At 71.2% G+C, this 22,572-nt stretch carries 21 protein-coding genes; 12 read left to right on the top strand and 9 right to left on the bottom strand.

The window, feature by feature from the left end; all coding sequences use genetic code 11:
• Nucleotides 1–13 precede the first annotated feature (13 nt).
• The 9 genes from FHU35_RS03845 (at nt 14) to FHU35_RS03805 (ending at nt 8,659) form a co-directional block, all read left to right on the top strand.
• Nucleotides 14–301, top strand: coding sequence for a ferredoxin family protein (locus tag FHU35_RS03845; protein WP_145736791.1), 288 nt, complete (start codon nt 14–16; stop codon nt 299–301).
• Nucleotides 302–305: 4 nt separating this feature from the next.
• Nucleotides 306–1,142: a mycofactocin-associated electron transfer flavoprotein beta subunit gene (locus FHU35_RS03840; RefSeq protein WP_145736788.1), complete on the top strand. Its 837-nt coding sequence runs from the start codon at nt 306–308 to the stop codon at nt 1,140–1,142.
• The gene (locus tag FHU35_RS03835; protein WP_145736785.1) at nt 1,139–1,921 is read left to right on the top strand and encodes a mycofactocin-coupled SDR family oxidoreductase; all 783 of its coding nucleotides are present in this window, start codon (nt 1,139–1,141) and stop codon (nt 1,919–1,921) included. Before FHU35_RS03840 ends, FHU35_RS03835 begins: the two co-directional genes overlap by 4 nt.
• The gene (gene mftF / locus FHU35_RS03830) at nt 1,918–3,261 is read left to right on the top strand and encodes a mycofactocin biosynthesis glycosyltransferase MftF (protein ID WP_145736781.1); all 1,344 of its coding nucleotides are present in this window, start codon (nt 1,918–1,920) and stop codon (nt 3,259–3,261) included. Before FHU35_RS03835 ends, mftF begins: the two co-directional genes overlap by 4 nt.
• Entirely contained in the window at nt 3,258–3,917 is a 660-nt protein-coding gene (mftE, locus tag FHU35_RS03825) for a mycofactocin biosynthesis peptidyl-dipeptidase MftE (protein WP_145736778.1), read from the top strand. Before mftF ends, mftE begins: the two co-directional genes overlap by 4 nt.
• Nucleotides 3,918–4,132: 215 nt before the next feature.
• Nucleotides 4,133–6,241 (top strand): hypothetical protein, encoded by a 2,109-nt coding sequence (locus FHU35_RS03820; RefSeq protein WP_145736776.1) that lies wholly within the window; start codon nt 4,133–4,135, stop codon nt 6,239–6,241.
• A gap of 86 nt (nt 6,242–6,327) precedes the next feature.
• Complete coding sequence (locus FHU35_RS03815) at nt 6,328–6,819, top strand: dimethylamine monooxygenase subunit DmmA family protein (RefSeq protein WP_145736773.1); 492 nt, start codon at nt 6,328–6,330, stop codon at nt 6,817–6,819.
• On the top strand, nt 6,816–7,769 hold the full coding sequence (locus FHU35_RS03810) for a heme-dependent oxidative N-demethylase family protein (RefSeq protein WP_145736769.1): 954 nt from the start codon (nt 6,816–6,818) through the stop codon (nt 7,767–7,769). The genes FHU35_RS03815 and FHU35_RS03810 overlap by 4 nt, the downstream gene beginning before the upstream one ends.
• Complete coding sequence (locus tag FHU35_RS03805) at nt 7,766–8,659, top strand: PDR/VanB family oxidoreductase (RefSeq protein ID WP_145736765.1); 894 nt, start codon at nt 7,766–7,768, stop codon at nt 8,657–8,659. Before FHU35_RS03810 ends, FHU35_RS03805 begins: the two co-directional genes overlap by 4 nt.
• A gap of 74 nt (nt 8,660–8,733) precedes the next feature.
• Here the strand turns inward: FHU35_RS03805 and FHU35_RS03800 are convergent, their stop codons facing one another.
• Entirely contained in the window at nt 8,734–10,551 is a 1,818-nt protein-coding gene (locus tag FHU35_RS03800) for a heavy metal translocating P-type ATPase (protein ID WP_145737938.1), read from the bottom strand.
• A 159-nt stretch (nt 10,552–10,710) separates the two neighbouring features.
• Here FHU35_RS03800 and FHU35_RS03795 point away from each other — a divergent pair, with 159 nt between their 5' ends.
• Complete coding sequence (locus FHU35_RS03795) at nt 10,711–11,064, top strand: ArsR/SmtB family transcription factor (protein ID WP_145736760.1); 354 nt, start codon at nt 10,711–10,713, stop codon at nt 11,062–11,064.
• Here the strand turns inward: FHU35_RS03795 and FHU35_RS03790 are convergent.
• A complete protein-coding gene (locus tag FHU35_RS03790) occupies nt 11,057–11,653 on the bottom strand; it encodes a hypothetical protein (RefSeq protein WP_145736756.1) in 597 nt (198 codons plus the stop codon). The two genes, FHU35_RS03795 and FHU35_RS03790, sit on opposite strands and share 8 nt — an antisense overlap.
• Before the next feature lie 84 nt (nt 11,654–11,737).
• Nucleotides 11,738–12,412, bottom strand: a complete 675-nt coding sequence (locus FHU35_RS03785; RefSeq protein ID WP_425474111.1) for a class I SAM-dependent DNA methyltransferase — start codon at nt 12,410–12,412, stop codon at nt 11,738–11,740.
• A gap of 210 nt (nt 12,413–12,622) precedes the next feature.
• On the opposite strand from FHU35_RS03785, the gene FHU35_RS03780 reads away from it, so the two are divergent.
• Nucleotides 12,623–15,571 carry a glycoside hydrolase family 2 TIM barrel-domain containing protein gene (locus tag FHU35_RS03780; protein ID WP_222429269.1) on the top strand — a complete coding sequence of 983 codons (2,949 nt, stop codon included), beginning with the start codon at nt 12,623–12,625 and terminating at the stop codon, nt 15,569–15,571.
• 74 nt (nt 15,572–15,645) lie between these two features.
• Here FHU35_RS03780 and FHU35_RS03775 read toward each other — a convergent pair whose 3' ends face one another.
• Complete coding sequence (locus tag FHU35_RS03775; protein ID WP_145736750.1) at nt 15,646–15,999, bottom strand: hypothetical protein; 354 nt, start codon at nt 15,997–15,999, stop codon at nt 15,646–15,648.
• A 697-nt stretch (nt 16,000–16,696) separates the two neighbouring features.
• Here FHU35_RS03775 and FHU35_RS03770 point away from each other — a divergent pair.
• Entirely contained in the window at nt 16,697–17,068 is a 372-nt protein-coding gene (locus FHU35_RS03770) for a BlaI/MecI/CopY family transcriptional regulator (RefSeq protein WP_145736748.1), read from the top strand.
• On the opposite strand, the gene FHU35_RS03765 is transcribed toward FHU35_RS03770, so the two are convergent.
• The 5 genes from FHU35_RS03765 to FHU35_RS03745 form a co-directional block, all read right to left on the bottom strand.
• Nucleotides 17,056–17,886, bottom strand: coding sequence for an SAM-dependent methyltransferase (locus tag FHU35_RS03765; RefSeq protein WP_145736745.1), 831 nt, complete (start codon nt 17,884–17,886; stop codon nt 17,056–17,058). The two genes, FHU35_RS03770 and FHU35_RS03765, sit on opposite strands and share 13 nt — an antisense overlap.
• A gap of 187 nt (nt 17,887–18,073) precedes the next feature.
• A complete protein-coding gene (locus FHU35_RS03760; protein ID WP_145736741.1) occupies nt 18,074–19,234 on the bottom strand; it encodes a lactate 2-monooxygenase in 1,161 nt (386 codons plus the stop codon).
• A gap of 33 nt (nt 19,235–19,267) precedes the next feature.
• Nucleotides 19,268–20,422 (bottom strand): sulfotransferase family protein, encoded by a 1,155-nt coding sequence (locus tag FHU35_RS03755; protein ID WP_145736738.1) that lies wholly within the window; start codon nt 20,420–20,422, stop codon nt 19,268–19,270.
• A 115-nt stretch (nt 20,423–20,537) separates the two neighbouring features.
• Nucleotides 20,538–21,323, bottom strand: a complete 786-nt coding sequence (locus tag FHU35_RS03750; protein ID WP_145736735.1) for an SDR family oxidoreductase — start codon at nt 21,321–21,323, stop codon at nt 20,538–20,540.
• Between the two features lie 5 nt (nt 21,324–21,328).
• Entirely contained in the window at nt 21,329–22,492 is a 1,164-nt protein-coding gene (locus FHU35_RS03745) for a hypothetical protein (protein ID WP_145736732.1), read from the bottom strand.
• Nucleotides 22,493–22,572 lie beyond the last annotated feature (80 nt).

The raw sequence follows: 22,572 nt of genomic DNA, 5'->3' as shown, positions 1-22,572 counted from the left end.
GGAGAGGCAACCGATGTACCGAGACATCTCGTTCGAGGACCGGATGGACACGGTCGACTTCGACGTCGGCGAGCGAGCGCACATCACCGTCGACACCGAGGTCTGCCGGTCCTGCACCACCAAGGCCTGCGTGTCGGCGTGCCCGGCGAAGTTGTTCGTGCCGACCGGGGACGGCGGCATCCTGTTCAACTACGAGCAGTGCTTCGAATGCGGGACCTGCTACCAGATCTGCAACAACGAGGGCGCCATCAGCTGGACCTACCCCGACGGCGGTCACGGCGTCGTGTTCCGGAGGGGCTGAGGAGATGCGCATCGCGGTGGCACTGAGCCGGTCCTGGCAGCGGGTCGAGGTCGATCCGCTCACCGGGGCGATGAGCGGCGGGCATCGCGGCGAGAGCCCGGCCGAGCACGCCGCTCTGGAGCACGCGCTGCGGCTCGCCGAGCGGACCGGTGGCCAGGTGCACGCCCTCACCGCCGGCCCGGTGGAAGCCGAGGAGGGGCTGCGGGAAGCGCTGGCCGCCGGAGCGCACCGCGCCACCCGCATCGACGTCGACACCCCGCTGACCCCGGACGCGTTGGCGCGCAGCACGTCCACCGCCGGTGCGCTGGTGGCCGCGATGCCCGAGACGCCGGACCTGGTGCTGTGCGGCGACCGGTCGGCGGACGGAGGAACCGGTGCCACACCGGCGTTCCTCGCCGCGCACCTGGGCGCGGCCCAAGCGCTCGGTGCGGTCCACCTGGAGCTCGACGGCGACCGGTTGCTGGCCCACCGCCGCCTGGACGGCGGAGCCCGCGAGGTCCTGCGCCTGCCCAGCCCCGCCGTGGTCTCGGTCGAGGGCGGCCTGCGGCTGCGCCGGGCGTCCCTGCCCGCCGTGCTGGCGGCGCAGGACGCGCAGATCGACGTCGTAGCCCCACCCGGGAACCGGTCCCGCACCGACGTCGTGAGCTCCGGCCCCCGCCGTCCCCGCGCTCGGGAACACCCCGCCCCGAGCGGCGACACGGCTCATGACCGGGTGCTGGAGCTGACCGGTGCGCTGGTCGAGCGGACCCCGCCGACGGTCATCGGTCCGCTGAGCGCCGGGGACGCCGCTGACGAGCTGCTGTCGTACCTGCAACGCCACGGGTTCGAGGTGCGGTCATGAGCAGGGTCGCGATCGTCACCGGAGCAGCCAGGGGAGTCGGCGCGGCCGTGGTGCGGCAGCTCGCCGAGGACGGCTGGAGCGTGGTCGCGCTCGACCTGTGCGCCGACCTGCCCGGCGTGCCCTACCCGCTCGGCACCCGGGAGGAGCTGCGGCAACTCGCCGAGGAGCACCCGGGTGCGGTGCGCGACGTGGTCGCCGACGTCCGGGATTCCGAGGCGCTGGCCGAAGCGGTCCGGGTGGCGGAGGTCGAGTTCGGCGGGCTCGACGCGGCCGTCGGCGCCGCGGCCGTGATGGCCGGGGGATCACCCCTGTGGGAGACCAGCGACACCGAGCTCGACCTGCTCTTCGACATCGGTGTCCGAGGCGTGTCCAACCTGGCGCGCGCCGCCGTGCCCGCGATGCTGCGGCGACCCGAACCGCGAGCAGGACGCTTCGTCGCGCTGGCCTCGGCGGCAGCGCACCGGGGGCTCTACCACCTGGCCGGGTACAACGCGGCGAAGCACGCGGTGGTCGGGCTGATCCGCGGCTTGGCCACCGACCTGCGCGGAACCGGCATCAACGCCACCGCGGTCTCGCCGGGATCCACCCGCACAGCCATGCTCACCGCGACCGCCGCGTACTACGACCTCGACGACGTCGAGGAGTTCGCGGGGCACCAGGTCGTCGAACGCCTGCTGGAGCCCGAGGAGGTCGCCGCGGCCGTGCGCTGGTTGTGCGACGAACGCGCCTCCGCGGTCACCGGGACGGTGGTCCACGCGGACGGGGGGTTCACGGCGTGAGGCTGGTGGCCGATCCCAGCCTGCAGCGCTGGGAGGAGGGGCGCACCGTCGCGGGCGGCTCGCCCTACCGCATCCTGCGGCTGACCGCGCGCGGCAGCGCGCTCCTCGACGACTGGCTCGCCGGAAATCCCGTCACCGCGGGGAGTTCGCTCGCCGAGCGGCTCATCGGCACCGGGATGGTGCACCCGGAGCACGACACCGCCGGTCTGGGACCGGACGACGTCACCGTCGTCGTCCCGGTCCACGGCCAGAACCCGACCGCGCTGCTGGCCGCGCTGGCGGGCCTGCGGGTCATCGTCGTGGACGACGGATCCCCGGCACCGATCCCCGGTGCGGCCGTGCGGCACGACACCGCGCGCGGGCCCGCCGCCGCCCGCAACGCCGGGTGGCGCCTGGCCACGACACCGCTGGTGGCGTTCCTCGACGCCGACACGCTCCCGGAACCGGGCTGGCTGGAGCCGCTGCTGCGGCACTTCGAGGCACCCGACGTCGCCGCCGCGGCGCCGAGAGTGCGCAGCACGCGGGGACGTTCGGCGCTGGAGCGCTACGAGCGGACCCGCTCCCCGCTGGACCTCGGCCCCCGCCCCGGGCCCGTGCTGCCGGGCAGTCGCATCAGCTACGTGCCCACGGCCGCCCTGCTGATCCGAACCGACGCCCTGGCCGAACTCGACGGGTTCGACGAGACCATGCGCTTCGGCGAGGACGTCGACCTCGTCTGGCGGCTGAGCGCACGCCACCGAGCCCGGTACGAACCGGCCGCGATCGTCGAGCACACCCCGCGCCGCAGCTGGGCCGCGCTGCTGCGGCAGCGCTACGGGTACGGCTGCTCCGCCGGTCCTCTCGGGCGACGTCACGGCGAACACGTGGCCCCCGTGCGGATCTCGCTGTGGAGCGTGCTGACCTGGGTGCTGATCGCGATCGGGCGTCCCCGGCTCGCGCTGGTCGTCACCGGCGCGGCCGCTGCACTGCTCACCCGGAAGCTCGGCGCTCTGGGCGTTCCCGCGTCGGAGTCGGTCAAGCTCGCGCTCCACGGGAACCTCGGGGCGGCACGGCTTCTCGCAGACGCGATCGGCCGATCCTGGGCGCCGCTGGCGATCCCGCCGCTGCTGCTGAGCAAGCGCGGACGTCGGGTTCTCGTGCTCGTCGCCGCCCGTCACCTCGCGGAGGAGGGCGAGCTCGATCCGGTGCGCCACTGCCTCGCCCGCCTCGCCGACGACGCCGCCTACGGGTGCGGGGTGCTGAGCGGGGCGCTGCGCGAACGCAGCACCACCGCGCTGCGGCCCGTGCTCACCGACAGGGGCGGGCGCAGCAGCGTTCCGGTGGGCGGAGGCGCGGCGTGAACCTCGGCGACACCGCGTGGCCCGAGCTCGGCGAGCCGCGGTTGCTCGCGGTCCCGGTCGGCGCCACCGAGCAGCACGGACCGCACCTGCCCTGCACCGTGGACACCGACATCGCGATCGCGCTGTGCGAGAGGCTGGCCGAGCAGCGGGACGTCGTGGTGGCGCCCGCCGTGGCCTACGGCTCCAGCGGCGAGCACGCCGCGTTCCCCGGCACCCTGTCCCTCGGCCAACGCGCCACCGAGCTCCTGCTCGTCGAGCTCGGCAGGTCGGCCGACGCCTTCGCGGGCGTCGTGCTGGTGTCCTGCCACGGCGGCAACGCCGGACCCGTGCGTCGAGCCGTGCGCCTCCTGCGGGACGAAGGCCGCAAGGTGCTCGCCTGGTCACCCAGCGGTCCCGCCGACGACAGCCACGCCGGGCGGACCGAGACCTCCGCCATGCTCGCCCTCCGGCCGCACGCCGTCCGCCTGGAACGCGCCGAGGCCGGCAACACCGAACCGCTGCCCGCGCTCCTCGACCGGCTGCGCGCCGGCGGGACCGCCGCGGTCAGCGACAACGGGGTGCTCGGTGACCCGCGCGGCGCCAGCGGCGCCGAAGGACGACGAATCCTGAAGGCCTGGGCGGAAAGCCTCCTGGACGCCGTCGACACCTGGGCCTGATCTCCGCATCGCGGGCAACGCGACCCGCTTCCGTCGCGTGTGGACCACGGCTGGGCTGAAGACGCCTCGTCGCCGAGCGGGTGCGATCGGAGACCTGCGACCGCGAACCGGACGTCCCGGGGAAAACGGCGAAAACGCCCATCTATAGCCGATCATGTCGGCACCCCGGTGGTGCGCAGCGACCTAAGAACCTTCGCCTGGAAGGACCCGCAGGGGTGAGCGTGACGAACGACCTCGTCGAACACGAGTTATCCGAGCCGACGCGACGAGGGGAGGTTCCCGCGCCCCGGCGCCGCTCGGACCGGATCGCGCTGTGGGCGGTGCCGCTGCTGGCCGCGGTCGCGGGACTGGGGTTCGTGCTGGTGAACGTCCACTACAACGGCGGCTTCTACATCCCGCCGCTGGACGACACCTACATCCACCTCCAGTACGCGAAGCAGATCGGGCAGGGCCAGTTCCTGCAGTACAACGACGGGGACCCGATCAGCACCGGTGCTAGCAGCCTGCTGTACGTCCTGGTCCTGGGCGCGTTGCACTTCGTCGGTCTGCACGGTTCGGCGCTGCTGCCCGCTGCGGTGCTCCTCGGCGTCGTCTGCCACGCGCTGACCGCCGGTGGAGTGGTGCTGCTCGGCCGCCGCGTGGCCGGTCCGGTCGCGGGGGCCTGGGCGGGCGGCCTGGTCGCCCTCAGCGGCCCGCTGCTGTGGGGCGCGACCAGCGGCATGGAGGTCTCCGCGACCGCGCTGCTCCTGGTGGCGACGCTGGTGCTGCTGGTCCGCGAAGCACCGAGCGGGGTCTTCAGGTTCACGCCGGTGCTGGTGGCTCTCGCGGCGCTGTGCCGGATGGAAGCGCTGGTGTTCCTGGTGCTGGTGCCGGCGCTGATGATGTCGGTGAGCGCGCGCCGCGGGCGCGACCTCGGCACCCGAATCGCGGGGACCGCCTGGTGCGCGCTGCCTTTCGCCGTGGTCGGCGCACAGCTGGTGTTCTACCTGATCGCGACGGGGCACTCCTCGCCGAACGGTTCGCAGGCCAAGTCGCACCTGAGCATGCCGAACCTGAGCCTGGGCGAACTGGCGGGCAAGACCGCCGACAACTTCTCGGCGTTCATGGAGATCTTGGCGGGGCTCAACCGGCAGGACTTCGCCTTCCCCGGTGCGCTGCTGCTGGCGGCGCTCGGCGTCGCGGTGCTGGTGCGCGACGGCGGAACGCGGAGCTGGGTCGGCTGGGTCATCGGCATCGGGACGGTGCTGGCCCTCGGCGCGATCTCCACGATGGGAACCGCGCTGTGGCAGCAGGTCCGGTACCTGCAGCCGTTCCTGCCGCTGTTCGTGCTCGCCGCCGTCATCGGCCTGGTCGAGGTCGGCAAGCGGCTGCGCCTGGGCGAGAAGACCCCGGTGGTGCTGCTGGCGGTGGCCGGGTTGTTCACGGCCCTGTCGGTGCCGACCTGGGTGCACAACACCGTTCAGGACTCCGGGGGAATCCGCGAACGAGTCGTGGCCCTGGCCGCCTGGACCAAGGGGAACCTGCCGGAGGGGGCGCGGCTGGGCGTGCACGACGTCGGAGCCGCCGCCTACCTGGGCGGACATCCCACGGTCGACCTCGTGGGTCTGACGACCAACGGCTTGGCCGAGCCCGCTCTGCACGGGATGGGTGCGCTCTACGAGGAACTGCGCGCGATGTCGCCCGACGACCGCCCCGACTACATCGCCATCTACGACCGGATGCCCAGCGGAGTGCAGCTGGAGCACCTCGCCGACGCCGGTGTCCTCGGAGCGCCGGTGCTCTCGCTGCCGGTGATGACGGTCTACAAGGCGGACTGGAGCCTGATCGACACCGGTGACGTGCCGATCAGGCCGATCAGCGGCGTCATCCGCGATCACGTCAACGTCGGTTCCCGGGACTCGGAAGCCGATCACGACCACGTGGTGAGCACCGCGCGCGCCGGTTTCCAGCCGCTCACCGAGGCGCGCACGCTGGAGGTCGGCGGGCGCGAGGTCGTCGACAGCGCCCGGCACGTCATCGGCGAGGAGGAGTTCACCCTGCACGGTCTCGTTCCGGGACGCGAGGTCCGGCTCATCGCGCGGCACGACTCGACCGGACCGAAACCCGGCCTGTACACCGGTGCTCGCGACGTGCGGGTGTTCGCCGACGGCGCGGACCTGGGCAAGCACTGGCTCAAGCCGGAGACCAAGGGCTGGTCGGAGACCGTGATCAGGATCCCGGCGGAGCACGTGACGGGCACCGAGCTGACCGTCCGGATGGCCGCGATGACCTCGTTCGGCCCGTCCCCGGACTACAAGTCCTTCGGCTACTGGGCGGTCCAGTGACCCGGTGACCTCGGCCTGGCGCGGTTGACACCCGCCCCGGCCTTTCGTGTACTCGGGTGCGATGAGCGACGAGCGGATGGCGGCCGGTGCGCACCAGCCTGCCCGAGTGGCACGAGCCGGTCGGGGTCGATCCGACCGGCCGGCGGTTCGCGATCATCGGCATCGGCCCAGGCGCCCGGGAGATCACCCGGCGCTGGGCCCGCTCGGCGCCGGGCGCTTCCCGGGCGGTGCACGGGGATCGCGCCGAGGAGGTGACCGGGGCGCTGGACGCGCAGCTGCGCGCGGCTCGGGTCGGATGGCGGCTGATGCTGGCCGGGCCGGAGGCCGACGTGCTGGCGCTGCGCTCGCGGGCGATCACCGCCGGTGCCGTGGACGAGGAGATCCGCTGCCAGGTCACCTCGCGGGAGCGGCTGGTCGTGCACTGCGCGCACTGCGCCGCGGACACCGAGACGACGGCCTCGCCAGGAGCGGAGGCCCGGTGCGGCGGATGCGGGCAGCCGCTGCACATCTACTCCCACGTGTCCCGGTTCCGCGGCTCGTACCTGGGTTTTCGCGCTGACGTGGAGGCATTCCGGTGAGCCTGCCCGAGCGGGTCCGGCGGTTCCCGTGGCCGCTGGAGGGCGACCGCTACCGCTACGGCGTCAACGTCGAACCGGCGCCGCGAGAGCACCGCACGGCCGCGGGGGAGTGGGGCGGCACCGTCCTGGACTTCGACGCGGCCTACGAGAGCGAGCTCGCCGAGCGCGCGGCGATCCTCGACCGCGACCCGGGCAGGCACGTGGAGCTCGGGCACATGCGCGCCGCGTCGTGGGACGCCCTGCTGCACCTGCTGTCCGAAGCCGCTGACACCGATCCGGCGATGACGCTGACGCGCTGCGGGGATCGCGAATTCCGCTGGGAGAACGCGAGACTCGGGATGTCGCGGCGGTTCCGGTTCGGCGACGAGGACTCGCTCGGCGAGCCGCCGCTGCGTTTCGCCGCCTCTCAGGTGCCCGACGACGTCGTGCTGCTCGACGAGCGGGAAGGGCGGCTGTTCGCCGATGCGGGGGTGGTGACCTTCGCGTCGAACTGGTCGATCCGGTTCGTGCTCGGCATGTCCTTCACCGAACTGCACGGTCCGGTCCCCCGCGACTTCGCCGACGGTGCGATCCCGAGGGCCGAGCGCTTCCTGCTCGGATTGCAACCCGGGGAGTGCTACCGGCGGCAGAACTGGAGCTCCACCATCGGGCACCGGCTGGACGCCTCGCTGGAGACCTACGACCAGTGGGGCGCCGAACGCGCTCGGGAGGTGGACATCGGGGAGTCCTTGCACCTGCGGGTGGAGGTCCAGCACCTGGTCCGGCTGCCGATGACGGGCTCGATCATGTTCCTGATCCGCACCTACCTGCTGCCGATGCGCGAACTCGCGCTCGTCCGGTCCTGGCGCGAGCAGTTGGCGACCGTGCTCGCCGAGCTGCCCGACGAGATGGCCGACTACAAGGGTTACGGCGAGATCCGGCCCGCGCTGCTGGAGTGGTTGCGCCGATGAAACGCCTCACCGTGACCGAGACGAGCCTCATCGCCGACGGCGTCCGGCGGATCCGCCTGGGCGGTGAGATCACCTCCCACCCGCCCGGCAGCCACATCGACGTGCTGTGCGGCGTCGACGAGCAGGGGCGGCCGCGTCGCAACTCCTACTCGCTGACCGGTGACGGCTTCCGGCCGTCGGAGCACGAGATCTCGGTGCGCCTCGGTACCGGCGGCTCGCGTTGGATGCACGCGCTGCGACCCGGTGACGTCGTCGAATCCGACGGTCCTCGAAGCGGTTTCGCGCCCGTGCAGATCGCGCGTCACCACCTCCTGGTGGCCGCGGGCATCGGTGTCACCCCGATCCTCTCGCACGCGCGGGCGGCCCGGAGGTGGCAGCGGTCGGCCGAAATCCACTACATATCGCGCAACGGCGCTCACGCGGACGATCTCCGGGAGCACCGTGCGCACATCACCGGCTCCCGAGCCGAGTTCTGGAACGGCCTGGACCTCACGGATCAGCCGCTGGGCACCCACCTCTACGTCTGCGGCCCGGCGTCGTTCATGGACGAGGTCGTCGACCTGGCGGGCCGGGCGGGCTGGCCACCCACCCGCGTCCACACCGAGCGCTTCGGTGCTGTTCCCGCGACCGGCGACGCGTTCTCGGTCCGGCTGAGCGGGACGGGCGCGGTCGTGCGCGTCGGGGAGGACGAAACCCTCCTGGACGCGCTGGAAGCAGCCGGCTCGGACGTCCCCAGCAGGTGCCGCAAGGGGGTGTGCGGTGAATGCGTCACGCCCGTCCTCTCGGGAGACCCCGTTCACCAGGACCTCCACCTCACCGACGACGAGCGCCGCACCAGCATCGCGCCGTGCGTCTCCCGGGCCAGGGGCACTCTCGAACTCGACCTCTGACGACCTTCTTCCGGGGTCCGAGGACCGAGTGACGACTGCGCGCACCGAGCCCCCCGCGTGAAGCGGCGCGCGGGTCAGGCGGATTTCCAGGCCGTCCGGCGGAGGAGGCGGAGTCCGTTGAGAGCCACGAGGATCGTGGATCCCTCGTGGCCGGCGACTCCGAGGGGGAGCGGCAGGTGGCCCACGAGGTCCCAGGTCACCAGGACGGCGATGAATGTTCCCGCGATCACGAGGTTCGCGGTGACGACGCGGTGCGCCCTGCGGGAGAGCTCGACGACGGCGGGGATCGCGGTGAGGTCGTCGCGGACGATGATCGCGTCCGCGGCCTGGAGGGTCAGGTCGGAGCCCGCACCGCCCATCGCGATGCCCGCGTGGGCGCCGGCCATGGCGGGTGCGTCGTTGATGCCGTCGCCGACGAACGCCACTCGGTGGCCGTCCGAGCGCAGCTGGTCCACCTCGCCGAGCTTCTGGTCCGGGAGCAGGCCCGCGCGGACGTCGGTGATGCCGACGTGCTCGGCCAGCCGGCTCGCCCCGGCGGCGGTGTCGCCGGTCAGCAGCACCGGATCGCTGGTGAGCTCGCGGGTCGCGGCCACCGCGGCGGGGGCTTCCGGACGGGGTTCGTCGCTGATCGACAGCAGCCCGATCGGCTCGCCGTCGCGGCGTACCAGCACCGCGGTGCAGCCCGCCTCGACCTCGAACTCCGCTGGGGCAGCACCGATCTCGACGAGTCGACCGTCGACCCGGGCGGTGACCCCGCGGCCCGGCAGGGCGGCGAAGTCCACGGCCGGGGGCAGCGAGAGCTCCGCTAGTTCGGCGGCGCGCACGACGGCGGTGGCCAGCGGGTGCTCGCTGGGCTTCTCGGCCGCGGCGGCGATCCGCAGCAGCTCGTCCCGGCTCCACCCCGCGTCGAGCGCCCGCACCTCGGCGACCTCCGGAGTTCCCCGGGTGAGCGTGCCGGTCTTGTCGAAGGCGACCTTGGTGGTCGTGCCCAGCTGCTCCATCACCACCGCGGACTTCACCAGCACGCCGTGGCGGCCCGCGTTGGCGATCGCGGCCAGCAGCGGCGGCATCGTGGCCAGCACCACCGCGCACGGCGAGGCGACGATCATGAAGGTCATCGCCCGGAGCAGGGATTCCCGCAGTTCAGAGCCGAACAGCAGCGGGATCGCGAACAGCGCGACGGTCGCCGCGACCATGCCGAGGGAGTAGCGCTGCTCGACCTTCTCGATGAACAGCTGGGTGCGGGCCTTGGTCCGGCCGGCCTGCTCGACCAGGGCGGCGATCCGCGCGACCACGGAGTCCTCCGCGCGGCGGCTCACCCACACGCGCAGCGATCCGGTGCCGTTGAGGGTGCCTGCGAAGACCTCGGAGCCGGCCGAGACGTCCGCGGGGATCGGCTCGCCGGTGATCGTGGCCTGGTCGACGGCGCTGGCGCCGGACAGCACAGCGCCGTCGGCCGGAACGCGCTCACCGGGCCTGATCAGCACCTCGTCGCCGACCTCCAGCTCGGAGGCCGGGCGGACCTGCTCCGCACCGGCGGCGGTCACGACGGTCGCGGTGTCCGGGGCCAGGTTCAGCAGCCCGCGCACGGAGTCCTCGGTCCGCGCGGTGGCCAGCGCCTCCAGCGCGCCCGAGGTGGCGAAGATGACGATGAGCAGCGCCCCGTCGGTGATCTCGCCGATGGACGCCGCGCCGATCGCGGCCAGCACCATCAGCAGGTCGACGTCGAGGGTCTTCTCCCGCAGCGCCTGCAGCCCGGCCAGCGCCGGTTCCCAGCCGCCGGTCGCGTAGCAGGCGAGGTAGAGCGCCCACCAGGACCACTCCGGAGCGCCGGCCAGCTGCAGGCACAGCCCGGCCAGGAACAGCCCGAGCGCGGTGGCGGCCCAGCGCATCTCGGGCAGCCCGAACAGCCGGGTGCGCGCCGGTGGAGCGAGACGTGGGGGAGTGGCGGTGGACGTGACCACGGGTGGAACCTCCGCAGAGCCGAGCTGACTCGCTCAGGGGATCACATGAAGAGGTTTTCATGCAAACTGCGGTTTAGACTGCGACTCATGGGACACGGAGTGGACCGGGAGGCGACCAGGCTCGACGCGGAGTCGGCCGCGCACGTGGCGAACACGCTGCAGGCGCTGGCCACCCCGAGCCGGCTGCTCATCCTCGCCGAGCTGCGACAGGGGTCGCGCCCGGTCACGGAGCTCGCCGAGGCGGTCGGCATGGAGCAGTCCGCCGTGTCCCACCAGCTGCGGCTGCTGCGCAACCTCGGTCTGGTCGTGGGCGCCCGCTCGGGGCGCAGCATCGTCTACAGCCTCTACGACAACCACGTCGCCCAGCTGCTCGACGAGGCCGTCTACCACAGCGAACACCTGCGCCTGGGGCTCGTCGACCGCTCCGGCGCGATCAGCTGACGCGCAACCCCAGCGCGGCCAGCCGCATCCCGGCCAGCCGCTCGATGGCCTCGGGATCGCCCGCGCGCCAGGCCGCGGCCGGCTCGGTGCCGATCCGCTGGAGCCGTCGGTGGGGCAGCTCGGTCAGCGCGCGCAGCGCCAGCAGATCCGCGCCCTCCGCGCGCATCGCCACGGCCTGCCCGGCGGCGCGCGCGTAGCGGATCCGGCGCGGTAACCACAACGCGAGCACCGGGATCAGCGAGGCCGCCACGATGACCACCGCGACGCTCGTGGCGGCCAGCCCGATCGCCTCCAGCAGGCGCGCGCCCGCATCGACGAGCACGTCCCCGGCCGAACCGCCGCGACCCAGCGCTCCGGCCAGGTCCTCGCCGACGAACGGGACACCCGAGGCGGTGGAGGCGGCGTCGGCGAAGGTGCTGCGGAGTCCGCCACCTGCCTCGATCATGCGGTGTCCGGGTGCCTGCAGCTGCAGCACGGCCGACTTCGCCTCACCGGCCAGCCAGCAGAACGCGGCGATCCAGGTGATCGCGACGAGATCGGACAACAGCTGTCCGGCGAGGCGGACCGGGCGTTCGGCGTAGAAGCGCATGCGCGCTTCCTACCAGAGCCGGCCCGGAACGTCGATCATCCACTGTGGACCAATCGAACCGGATCGACCCTTGAGGGGGAACTTTCACCCAGCGGACTTGCGCCACACCGAGATGTGCTTGGTGCTGGTGCTGGTGAACGGGCTGCGGTCCCAGTCCGCCCAGCGCTCCACCAGGCGCATGCCCGCGATCCGGGCCATGAGGTCGAGCTCGGCGGGCCAGACGTAGCGGAAGGGCGTCGAATCGAGGTGCCACCGGCCGTCGCGCTTCCAGAAGTGGTGCGAGATCAGGCCTTGGTGCGCCACGTCGTACTCGTCGACGCCGACGTGGTCGGCGCGGAAGTCGAACGGCACGTGGGATTCGCCGAACGGCAGCTTCTGCAGGTCCGGCACGCCGACCTCGATCGCGAAGTGCCCGCCCGGAACCAAGTGCCGGGCGGCGTTGCGGAAGCAGTCGACCTGCTCGTCCTGCGTGGTGAGGTTGTTGATCGTGTTGAACACCAGGTACACCAGCCCGAACTCGCCGGGAACCCCGGTGCGGGCGAAATCTCCTGCGGTGACGCTGATCCGCTCGCCGCCCGGCTTCGCGCGCAGCCGAGACAGCATCGCCTCGGACAGGTCGATGCCGTGCACGGGCACACCGCGCTCGCGCAGCGGCAGCGCCACTCGTCCGGTTCCGATGCCGAGCTCCAGCGCGGCACCGGAACCGGCGAGCCCGGCGAGGAACTCCACCGCGGGCCCGAGAACCGCGGGGGCGAACATCTCCGCCTCGTCGGAGTCGTACTCCGCCGCGACGGTCTCGCCGAAATGGTCCACAACCACGTGTCGAACGATGGCACCGAAGTCCGGGCCGCGCCACCGATTTTTCGGCCCCGAGCACCCGATCGGCCGCGTTGACATCATCTCGGCGGTCGCGAAACATCCTGTTCGGTCGTGTTGAACCGGGCGTGGAATCACCATGAGGGGTGTTCGATGGTGTGCGACTTCGTGCTCACCCGGCGGCGGATGATCGCGCTCGCCGCTGCCGCGGCCACCGCGCCCGCCGTGCTCGGCGGCGCACCGCGCGCGTTCGCGGTACCGGGTGCGCAGCGCAGCACCGACTTCGGTGGTGGCTGGCGGTTCTGCCTGCTCAACACCACGGGTGAGGACGCCCCCGCGCCCGCACCGGACGATCCCTCCTGGCGGTCCTTGGACCTGCCGCACGACTGGAGCATCGAGCTCGACCCGGTGGACGACGAGCGCACCACGGGAGGCACCGGGTTCCTGCCCGGCGGGCTCGGTTGGTACCGCAAGACCTTCGCACTGCCACCGGACACCGCGGGCAAGAAGATCTCCGTCGAGTTCGACGGCGTCTACATGGACTCCGAAGTCCTGTTCAACGGTCACCGCGTCGCCGCGCATCCCTACGGCTACACGGGCTTCGCGGTCGACCTCACCCCGCTGGCCCGCACCGACGGCGGGGAGAACGAGCTGCTGGTCAAGGCGCGCAACGAGATCCCCAGCAGCCGCTGGTACTCCGGCAGCGGGATCTACCGCGACGTGCACCTGGTGATCACCGACGCGGTGCACGTGGTCCGGCACGGCATCGCCGTCACCACACCGGGTCTCGCCGACACCCTGCCCGGACACGCGATCGTGCGAGTCGCCGCCACCGCCGTCGCCGAAACCGGTGCGACGCGGGCGGAACTGACCGTCGTCCTGCGCGACCCTGGCGGGGAGGAGGTCGCCCGCGCGAGCGCCCCCGTCGACCTCGCGCCCGAGCCGCGCACCGTCGGACTCGACCTCCGCGTGGACGATCCGCGGACCTGGTCGCTGGATTCCCCGCGACTGCACACCGCCGAGGTCTCGGTGACCGCAGGCGGGAAGGTGCTCGACACCGCCGAAACCCCCTTCGGCATCCGCTGGTTCGCCTTCGACCCCGCGCGCGGGTTCTCGCTCAACGGTGAGCCGATGAAGCTGCAGGGCGTCAATCTGCACCACGACCTGGGCGCGCTCGGTGCCGCCACCAGCTACGACGCGATCGTCCGGCAGTTGCGGATCATGCGGAGCATGGGCGTCAACGCCGTCCGCACCTCGCACAACCCGCCGTCGCCGCAGCTGCTGCGCGCGGCCGAGCGGGAGGGCGTGCTGCTGCAGGTGGAGGCTTTCGACTGCTGGCGGACCGGCAAGACCGACCACGACTACCACCGGTTCTTCGACGAGCACAGCGATGCGGACCTCACCGAGATGGTCGAGGCGGCCAAGAACTCGCCGGCCGTGATCATGTGGTCGATCGGCAACGAGATCCCCGATTCGACGCTTCCGGCCGGCGTCCCCATCGCACGCCGCCTGGTCGATCGGGTGCGGGCGCTGGATCCGACGCGCCCGGTGGTCATCGGCTCGGACAAGCACCGGGAGGTCCCGGCCGACGGCTCGCCGCAGGACGAGATCCTGCGGATGCTCGACGGCGTCGGGCTCAACTACAACAACGCCTCCTCGGTCGACGCGCTGCACGCGAAGTACCCGCAGGTGTTCCTCTTCGAGTCCGAGTCGTCGTCGGAGACCTCCACGCGCGGCGTCTACGACAGCCCGCACCAGCTCAACACCGGCGAGAACCACACGCCCGGCAAGCACGGGACGTCCTCCTACGACAACAACCTCTCGTCGTGGACCTACAGCGGCGAGTACGGGCTGAAGAAGGACCGGGACCGGGTGTTCTTCGCGGGTCAGTTCCTGTGGTCGGGCATCGACTACATCGGTGAACCCACGCCGTACTCGGACGTCTTCCCGGTCAAGGCGTCGTTCTTCGGCGCGGTGGACACCGCGGGGTTCGCCAAGGACCAGTACCACCTGTTCCGCAGCCAGTGGACCAGCGAGCCGACGGTGCACCTGGTGCCGATGAACTGGACCGACCACGAGCCCGGCGAGACGGTGGTGGTGTGGGTCCACAGCACAGCGCGGACGGTGGAGCTGCTGCTCAACGGCCGTTCGCTGGGGGAGCGCAGCTTCGACCGCAAGACCGCCACCGACGGCCGCGAGTACCTGGAGACCACCGAGCCGACCGGCGACGACAAGACCGTCACCGGAGGCCCGTTCCCCGGCAGCTACACGAGCCCGAACGGCAGCGCGGGGAAGCTGCACCTGACCTGGGAAGTCCCGTTCGAGCCGGGCGAGCTGGTCGCCGTGGCCAAGCAGGACGGGAACGAGGTCGCCCGGGACGTGCTGCGCTCGGCGGGGCCGGCGGCCGAGGTGCGGCTCAGCCGCGAGGACATCGGTGCGCTGTCGTTCGTCACCGCTGAGGTCGTGGATTCGGCGGGCGTCGTGGTCCCCTCGGCCGACGACGAGCTGACCTTCACCGTCGAGGGCGGCAGCCTGCTGGGAACCGACAGCGGCGAGCAGGACAGCGCCGCCAACTACCGCTCGGCGACCCGGAAGGCGTTCGGCGGCAGGGCGTTGGCCATCGCGCCCGCCGGATCCGACGTGCGCGTCACGAGGTCCGAGCCCGCGCGACCGTCCGAACCGGTCGCGGACGCGAGCTACTCCGGTTCGGCAGGGACCGGGCCCGCGAACATGCTCGACGGCGATCCCGCCACGCACTGGTCGAACCACTACGTCAAGGAGGCCACCGGACTGCTGCACGCCGTGAGCGCGGCGCACGCGCGGGAGTGGGTGTCGATCAGCTGGCCGGAGGCCCGGCGCGTCGAGGCGGTCGAGCTGACCTTCACCGTCGACCCGGCGCACGCGGTGCCCGCCTCGCTAACGGTGAGCTATTGGGACGGCACCCGCTTCGCTCCGGTCCGCGAGCAGCGCGGTGAGCCTGCGCCGGTCACCCGGATCACCTTCGAACCCGTCACCACCGACCGGCTCAAGATCGCGCTGATCAGCGCGAAACCCGTTTCAGGGGAAGGATTCCTGGGCGTGAGCGACCTAGGAGCCGTTTAGGATTGCGGCGAAGCCGCTGATCCAGGTGTGGGACTCAGCCCGCACCGCCACGCGAAGCAATGCATCAACAGTGCCTACTCGTGCAGGTCCGGCGGCTGGTCGGTGTGCCGGAGCGAGAGCCCGGTTCCCCAGCAGTTGGGGCACAGCCGCTGCGTGGTGGTGACCTCCGGCGGGGAGGTCTCCTCGTCCCGCCGCACGTGCATCGCCGAGACCTCCCGCTGACCGTCGCAGTTGCGGCACTGCTCGCGCGGCAGCTCGGCCGCGGGCATCGCCTGCACCTGCTGCACCACCCGGTGGCGCAGTGCGCGCAGCTCCGCGGACTCCTCGTCGGGATCGGCGTGCCTGCCGAGCAGGTCCGTCTCGGCCAGCGCCGCTTCGAAGGTGCGCAGCAGCTGCTCCACTTCGCCGAGGTCGCCCTGCGCGGTCATCGGTCGCCCCGCAGGTGCGCGGCGCCGACGATCCGTGATTGCGGTGTGGTGGGTGTCATGGAGCCATCCGAATTCTTCTGCGGTGCACTGGATCGGCTGTCGTCCGGGGAACGGCGAGCTAGCATCGCAGAGCCCGCGGGCGCGAAATAGGATCGAATTCACACCGTCGAACACGATCCGAAAACGCGCCAATCACGCGCGGGTAACCTCGTTCCTCGGGGGAAGTCGCAATTGCGCTGGTGGGACGAACGGATCGCGGTTTCGGGGTCCACCGGGAACGGCTTTCCGCCGGCCGAAGTCGCGAGCTCCGCGTTGCGGAAGTGAAAGTCCGTGGGGGAAGGTCGATCGGGTGTTGTCCGCGAAATTCCCGAATCGCGCGAAGTGGAATTGGGAATTCCGTTTGAACGCGTTGTTCCGGAGGGGCTGGGCGGGATCCCTGGGGGAATGGGACCCGCCCAGCATTGGGCGAGGTCCGGTAAGGGGGAGTACCGGTTGCCTCGCGTGGTAGCGGCGTCGGGGGATTGGGGGCGCCGCTACTAATGATCATAGTAGATGTGAATCTGCTTGTGGGTCAACGGGGTTGCGATTCGCGGTCGGTCCAAAATGGATCGCGATCGTCAGGAAAACCCGAACGCCGTTCACATAGCGCGCGCGACGTGCGCTTCCAGACGTACGATGTGGCCGGGGAGGATGGCCGATGCGTTGTCTGGGTGAGCTCGAAGCCGCGGTGATGCGGGTGTTGTGGGAATCGTCTGAGCCGATCAAGGTGCGAGAGGTCTTGGAACGGCTCGACACCGGTCGTTCGCTTGCTTACACGACCGTGCTGACGGTGCTCGACAACCTCCACCGGAAGGGCTGGGTCGAGCGGGAGATGGACGGCCGCGCCTACCGGTACGAGGCGCGGCGCACCCGAGAAGAAGCGGCCGCGCGGACCTTGCACCAGGTGCTCGCGGGCTCGGGCAGCCCGGACGCGGTCCTCGCGCACTTCGCCGCCTCGATCAGCGACGAGCAGGCGGAGGCGCTCCAGGCGGCTCTCGTGGAGCGGCTGCGGGCTGATCAGGGCTTGTAGGCGACGCCGCCGAGGATCAGTCGCTCCACCAGCGAGGGCTCGCGCATCCCGGGCCCGTCCGGCCACCAGTCGTTGAGCTCGACCAGGCCCGGCTCGACCAGCTCCAGCCCGCCGAAGAGCTCGGTGATCTCCTCGCGGGTGCGGTAGCGACCCGTGGCCATCGAGGATTCGCGCCAGCGCTGCTCCAGTTCCCGGGCCATCCGGTGGCCTTCGGGCAGTTCCTCGCGAGGATCCCACCAGTGCGAGATCGCCAGGTACGAGCCCGAAGGCAGCGCGTCCGCGTAGCGCCGCATGAACGCGGCGGGGTCCGCGTCGTCGTCGACGTGGTGCAGCGTCGCGCACTGGATCAGCACCATCGGCTGGGAGAAGTCGAGCTTCGCGACCTGGGGAGTCGCCAGCAGGGCCGCCGGGTCCCGCAGGTCGGAGGTGGCGAAGTGGGTGTGGTCGTTCTCCTCCATCAGCGCGCGGCCGTAGGCGGCCACTGTCGCGTCGTTGTCGACGTAGACGACGGTCGCGTCCGGGTTGTGGCGCTGCGCGACCTCGTGGGTGTTGTCCACGGTCGGCAGGCCGGAACCGATGTCGAGGAACTGACCGATCCCGACCTCGAAGCCCGCGAGGTGCCGCACGACTCGGATCAGCCAGCGGCGGATCGACTTCGCGACGTCGTCGCCGTGCGGTGAGACGGCCTGGATCGCCTCGTAGACCTCGCGGTCGACGGCGAAGTTGTCCTTGCCGCCCAGGAACATGTCGTAGACGCGGGCGATGCTGGCCTTGCTGGTGTCCGGCCCGACTCCAGCGGCCCCGCCTTCGAATCCCATCGGTCCAGAGCTCCAGTGGGGTTGATCACCTTTGGCGGGCAGTGTAGCGGGGATCGACCGGGAGCGGGGGCCGGTTCACCGCGGTGCCGGGCGTTTTCGGCCGGGCACCGCGGACATGGCCGGTCGGCGTGCCGAAAACGGTTATCCGGCAACGACGACGATGCGAAATCGCGACCTGTTCGGGACGTCAGGCGAGACGGCGCAACGCGTCCCGCGTCAGGTCGCCGAGAGCGGGGTAGCCGTCCACGGCCATCAGGAGGTCCGCCTCGGCCAGCAGGCTGCGCAGGACGTGCACCACGCCGGGAGTGCCACCGAGCGCGAGGCCGTAGGCGTAGGGGCGGCCGATCCCGACGGCCGTGGCGCCCAGCGCGAGGGCCTTGACGACGTCGGCACCGTTGCGTACGCCGGAGTCGAACAGGACCGGCAGCCCGTCCGCGGCGTCGACGACCTCGGGCAGCACCTCCAGCGCCGGAAGACCGCCGTCGGCCTGGCGCCCGCCGTGGTTGGAGCAGTAGATGCCGTCCACACCGCCGTCCTTGGCGCGGCGGGCGTCATCGGGGTGGCAGATGCCCTTGACGATCAGCGGGAGGTCGGTGAGCGACCGCAGCCACGCCAGGTCGTCCCACGTCAGCGGATTGCCGAAGGTGGAGACCCAGCGCAGCACCGCGGAACCGGGATCCTCCTCGGGGCTCTTGTCCAGGCCGGCGCGGAAGACCGGATCGCTGAAGTAGTTGCTCAGGCAGTGCCCGCGCAGCTGCGGGAAGTTCGAGGTGGCCAGGTCGCGCGGTCGCCAGCCGGGGATCCAGGTGTCCAGCGTGACGACGATGCCCTGGTAACCGGCCTTCTCGGCGCGGTGGACCAGACTTTCCGCCAGTTCCCGGTCCTTCGGCGTGTAGAGCTGGAAGAAACCCGGCGTATCGCCGAATTCCCCGGCCACGTCCTCCAGCGGATCCGAGGACAGCGTGGAGGCCACCATCGGGACGCCGCTGAGCGCCGCCGCGCGGGCGGTGGCCAGGTCGCCGTGCCCGTCCTGACCGCAGATCCCCAGGACTCCGATCGGAGCCATGAACACCGGCGAGGACAGCTTCAGGCCGAACAGGTCCACCTCGAGGTCGCGCTCGGCGGCGCCCACGAACATGCGCGGGACGAGCCCCCAGCGGTCGAACGCCGAGACGTTCGCCCGCTGCGTGCGCTCCGAGCCCGCGCCGCCGTGGACGTAGGACCACACCGAAGGCGACATCGCCGCTTTCGCGCGTTCCGCCAGCTCCTCGAACTCCATCGGCAGATCGGGCACCACCCCGCTGAGGCCGTTGAGGTAGATCTCGAGCTGGTAATCGCCGTGAGCCATGCGCATCCCTCCGGTGTCGGATCCGACGGGAATCTAACCGACGGGTGCCCATCCGGCGAAGCGCTCGTCCACCTCCTCCGGCCGCAACCCGAAGTCGGCCAGCGAATACCGGTGGCTCGGCTTCGCGTGACCGGCGGTGCTCTCGGAGTGCAGGGTCCGCATCGACCGCGCCGCGCCCTCGCTCAGCGGCAGGTCGAAGTGGTCGTAGATCCGCTCCACCACGCCGAGCGGATCGGACACGAAGTCCTCGTAGCGCACGTCGAAGAACCGCGCGGGGTCGTGCCGCGCCCGCGCGGCGTTGAACTCCGCCAGACCGCGCGACCACAGGTCCAGCTGGTCGCGGCCGATCGTCTCGCCGCGGAAGGTCTCCGACCACTCGTCGGTCGCGTGCGCGGCCAGGCTGCACACCGAGGCGATGGCGGTGCGCGGCTCCCGGTGCGTCTGGATCACCAGCGCGTCGGGATAGACCTCGAACAGCGCGTCCAGCGCGAACAAGTGGCTCGGGTTCTTCAGCACCCAGCGCCGGTTCTGCTCGGGCAGCCCGATCAGCTGCAGGTTGCGCTTGTGCCGCGCGTAGGCCGAGGTCCAGTCCTGACCGGCCAACCAGCGCGAGTACGTCGGCAGGTGCGCCAGGCACTCGTAGGAGATCGAGCGCATCGACTGGCGCAGCAGCTGCCAGCACTCCTCGACCTGCTCGGCCGACATGTAGTGCACGCCCATGAACTCCGGGTGCTCCACGTGGTGCTGGGTGTAGCCCTGCTGGATGCCCTGGAAGACCGGGTCGTCCGCCCAGGTCTCGCGCGGCGGGCGCGGCTGCGGCACCTCCGTCAGCCACACCTCCGGGCCCTGGTTCCCGGGGTCGGCGGTCAGCAGCCGGTGCAGCGCGGTCGTACCCGTGCGCGGCAGCCCGGTGACGAAGATCGGGCGTTCGACGGCGACCTCGGCGTGCTGCGGGTGCTTCCGCCACGCCGCCTCGCTGAACAGCCGGGCCGTCAGCGCACCCCGCAGGAACGCCCGCTTGACCTTGTTGCCCAGCGGCGTCAGCCCGGCGTCCCGCTCGTAGGACTCCAGCAGCACCCCCAGACCGTCGGTGTAGTCGTCGGTGCCGAAGTCGTCCAAGCCGATCAAGCGGGTCGCCGATGCGTGCAGGTCCTCGACCGTGCCCACGTTCTCGCGGCCGATGCTCATGGACTCACTCCTCCGTCCTCGTTCGTGCAGTGCGCGCGGCCGCGACGCCGTCATCTCGGAAGCGGCACCGGCGAATTCGGTTCCCGCCGCCCGGAACGGCCCGCGCGCAAGCGGATCAGTGGTGGAATTCGCCCGCGTTGACGTCCAGGCACTGGCCCGTGATGATCCGGGACAGGTCGGAGATCAGGAAGAGCGCCGCGTCCGCGATCTCCTCCGGCTCCGGCAGCTTGCGCAAGTCCGTCGTGGCCGCGGTCTCCTCGTAGACCTCGTCGCGGGTGATGCCGCGCTGCTCGGCGAGGTAGCCGAGGTACCACTTCAGCGAATCCGCCCAGATGTAGCCGGGCGCGATCGAGTTGACCCGCACGCCCTTCGGCCCGAGCTCGGTCGCCAGGCTCTGAGCCAGCGACAGCAGGCTCGACTTGGCCATCTTGTAAGCGCCGTAGTTGCGCCGGGAGTGCCGCAGGACGGCGGAATTCACCATGAGCACGGCACCACGCGCGTCGGCGAGAGCCGGGGAGAACAACCTGGTCAGGCGCAACGCGGCCAGCACGTTGGTCTCGAAGCCCTGCCGGATCGCGTCCAGGTCGGTGTCGGCCAGGTCGGACAGGGGCGGGATCGCGAACGCGTTGTTGATCAGCGCGTCGACCCGTCCGAAGGTCTCCACCGACCGCGTCACCAGCTCGCCGGCCGCGTCCTCGTCGGTGATGTCGGTGGGCACCACCAGCGCGCGCCTGCCGAGATCGGTGACCTCCTCGGCGGCCTGCTTCAACCGCGACTCGGTCCGCGACGCCAGCACCACGTCGGCACCGGCCATCGCGCAGCGCTGGGCCAGCGACCGGCCCAGACCCGGCCCCACTCCGGAGACCACGACCACCTTGTCGCGCAACATCCCGTCCAGCATCAGCGTCACCCCAGCATCCGGTCGTGCACGGCGGCCTGCCGCGCGGCGATGCGCTCGCGCCACTCCTGCTGAGTGACCCGCGAACGCTCGTAGTGCGGAAGTCGTTTCGGCAGCTCGTCGAACCCGACGACCTCGACCTGCGGCCCGTCCTCGGGACCGAGATCGCGGGAGAGCCGCTGCCAGCGAATCTGGACGTACCCGCGCGCGTGGCCGGTCAGCTCCAGCCAGTTCGCCAGCCCCGGATCCCGCTCGGCGAGCACGAACCGGATCTTGCCGTCCGGATCCGTGCGGGCCTGCTCGGCGGTCAGGCTCGTCTGGTGGTTGATGTAGTCGGTGGAGATGTACCACCCGCTGCCCAGCTGAATCCCCTGATAAGGAGCTTCGGACCGGGGAACCGTGATGATCATCGCCCGGTCCTCCGCCAGCTCGAAGTGACCCGCCGAGGAGAACTGCGTGGCCAGCCCGCCCGGCGTCGACCGGGGCTCGTTCATCGTGTTCACCGGCTGGTTCAAGTAGAACCACTCCGGGAACGCCAGGAACGTCCGCAGCCGGCTGAGCAGGATCTTGCCCGCGACGCCGTAGCGCTTGGTCAGCGTGTCCATCGTGCGCGGCGGGGGAGCGGTGCCGGTCGTGTCCTCCCGCCGGATCCGGATCCGCCCGCGCCGCTCCGAGTCCCAGTCGCTGTAGACCTCGCGCACCACCAGCATCGCCGAACCCGGCGCCAGCGTGAAGTAGTTCGGACCCGCCGGGCCAGGACCGAACCGCACCTCGAACTCGCCGTGGGAGTCGATGTCGATCCGCCGGTCGTCGAACGCCGCGAGGCTGTCCGGCACGTCCACCGGCGAGTAATCGCCGTTGAGCACCTGGAAGCTCAAGTCCGTGGTGCTGCCGCGCTTGCCCGTCACCACGTACTCGGCGTCATCGCGGATGTAGGAGTGGAAGTACAGCGCATCCGGGTTGTCCAAGCCCATCTTCGTGTACGGGCCGGTGGACTGGACGAAGTACGGGAAGTCCCGCTCGTAGGCCCAGGCCAGCATCAGGGAGGCTTGGATGCTGCCCGCCAGGTAGTCGTACCCCTCGATCAGGTCCTGCTCGTCCTGGATGTGCTTGGCGCCTGTGATGACCTTCTCCGCCTCGGCGATGGCATCGGCGAATGGCTGAGTCAGCATTGTCGTCCTCTTTAGAACGCGTTCTACAGATTTGGTCTTCTGCTCGGCGGTGCGGGTTTACTGCCACTGCTCTGTGGTCT

The organism is Saccharopolyspora dendranthemae (assembly GCF_007829955.1).
Classification (GTDB): Bacteria; Actinomycetota; Actinomycetes; order Mycobacteriales; family Pseudonocardiaceae; genus Saccharopolyspora; species Saccharopolyspora dendranthemae.
Note: the sequence above shows the minus strand (reverse complement) of the source record. Positions and strands in the feature narration are given on the sequence as shown.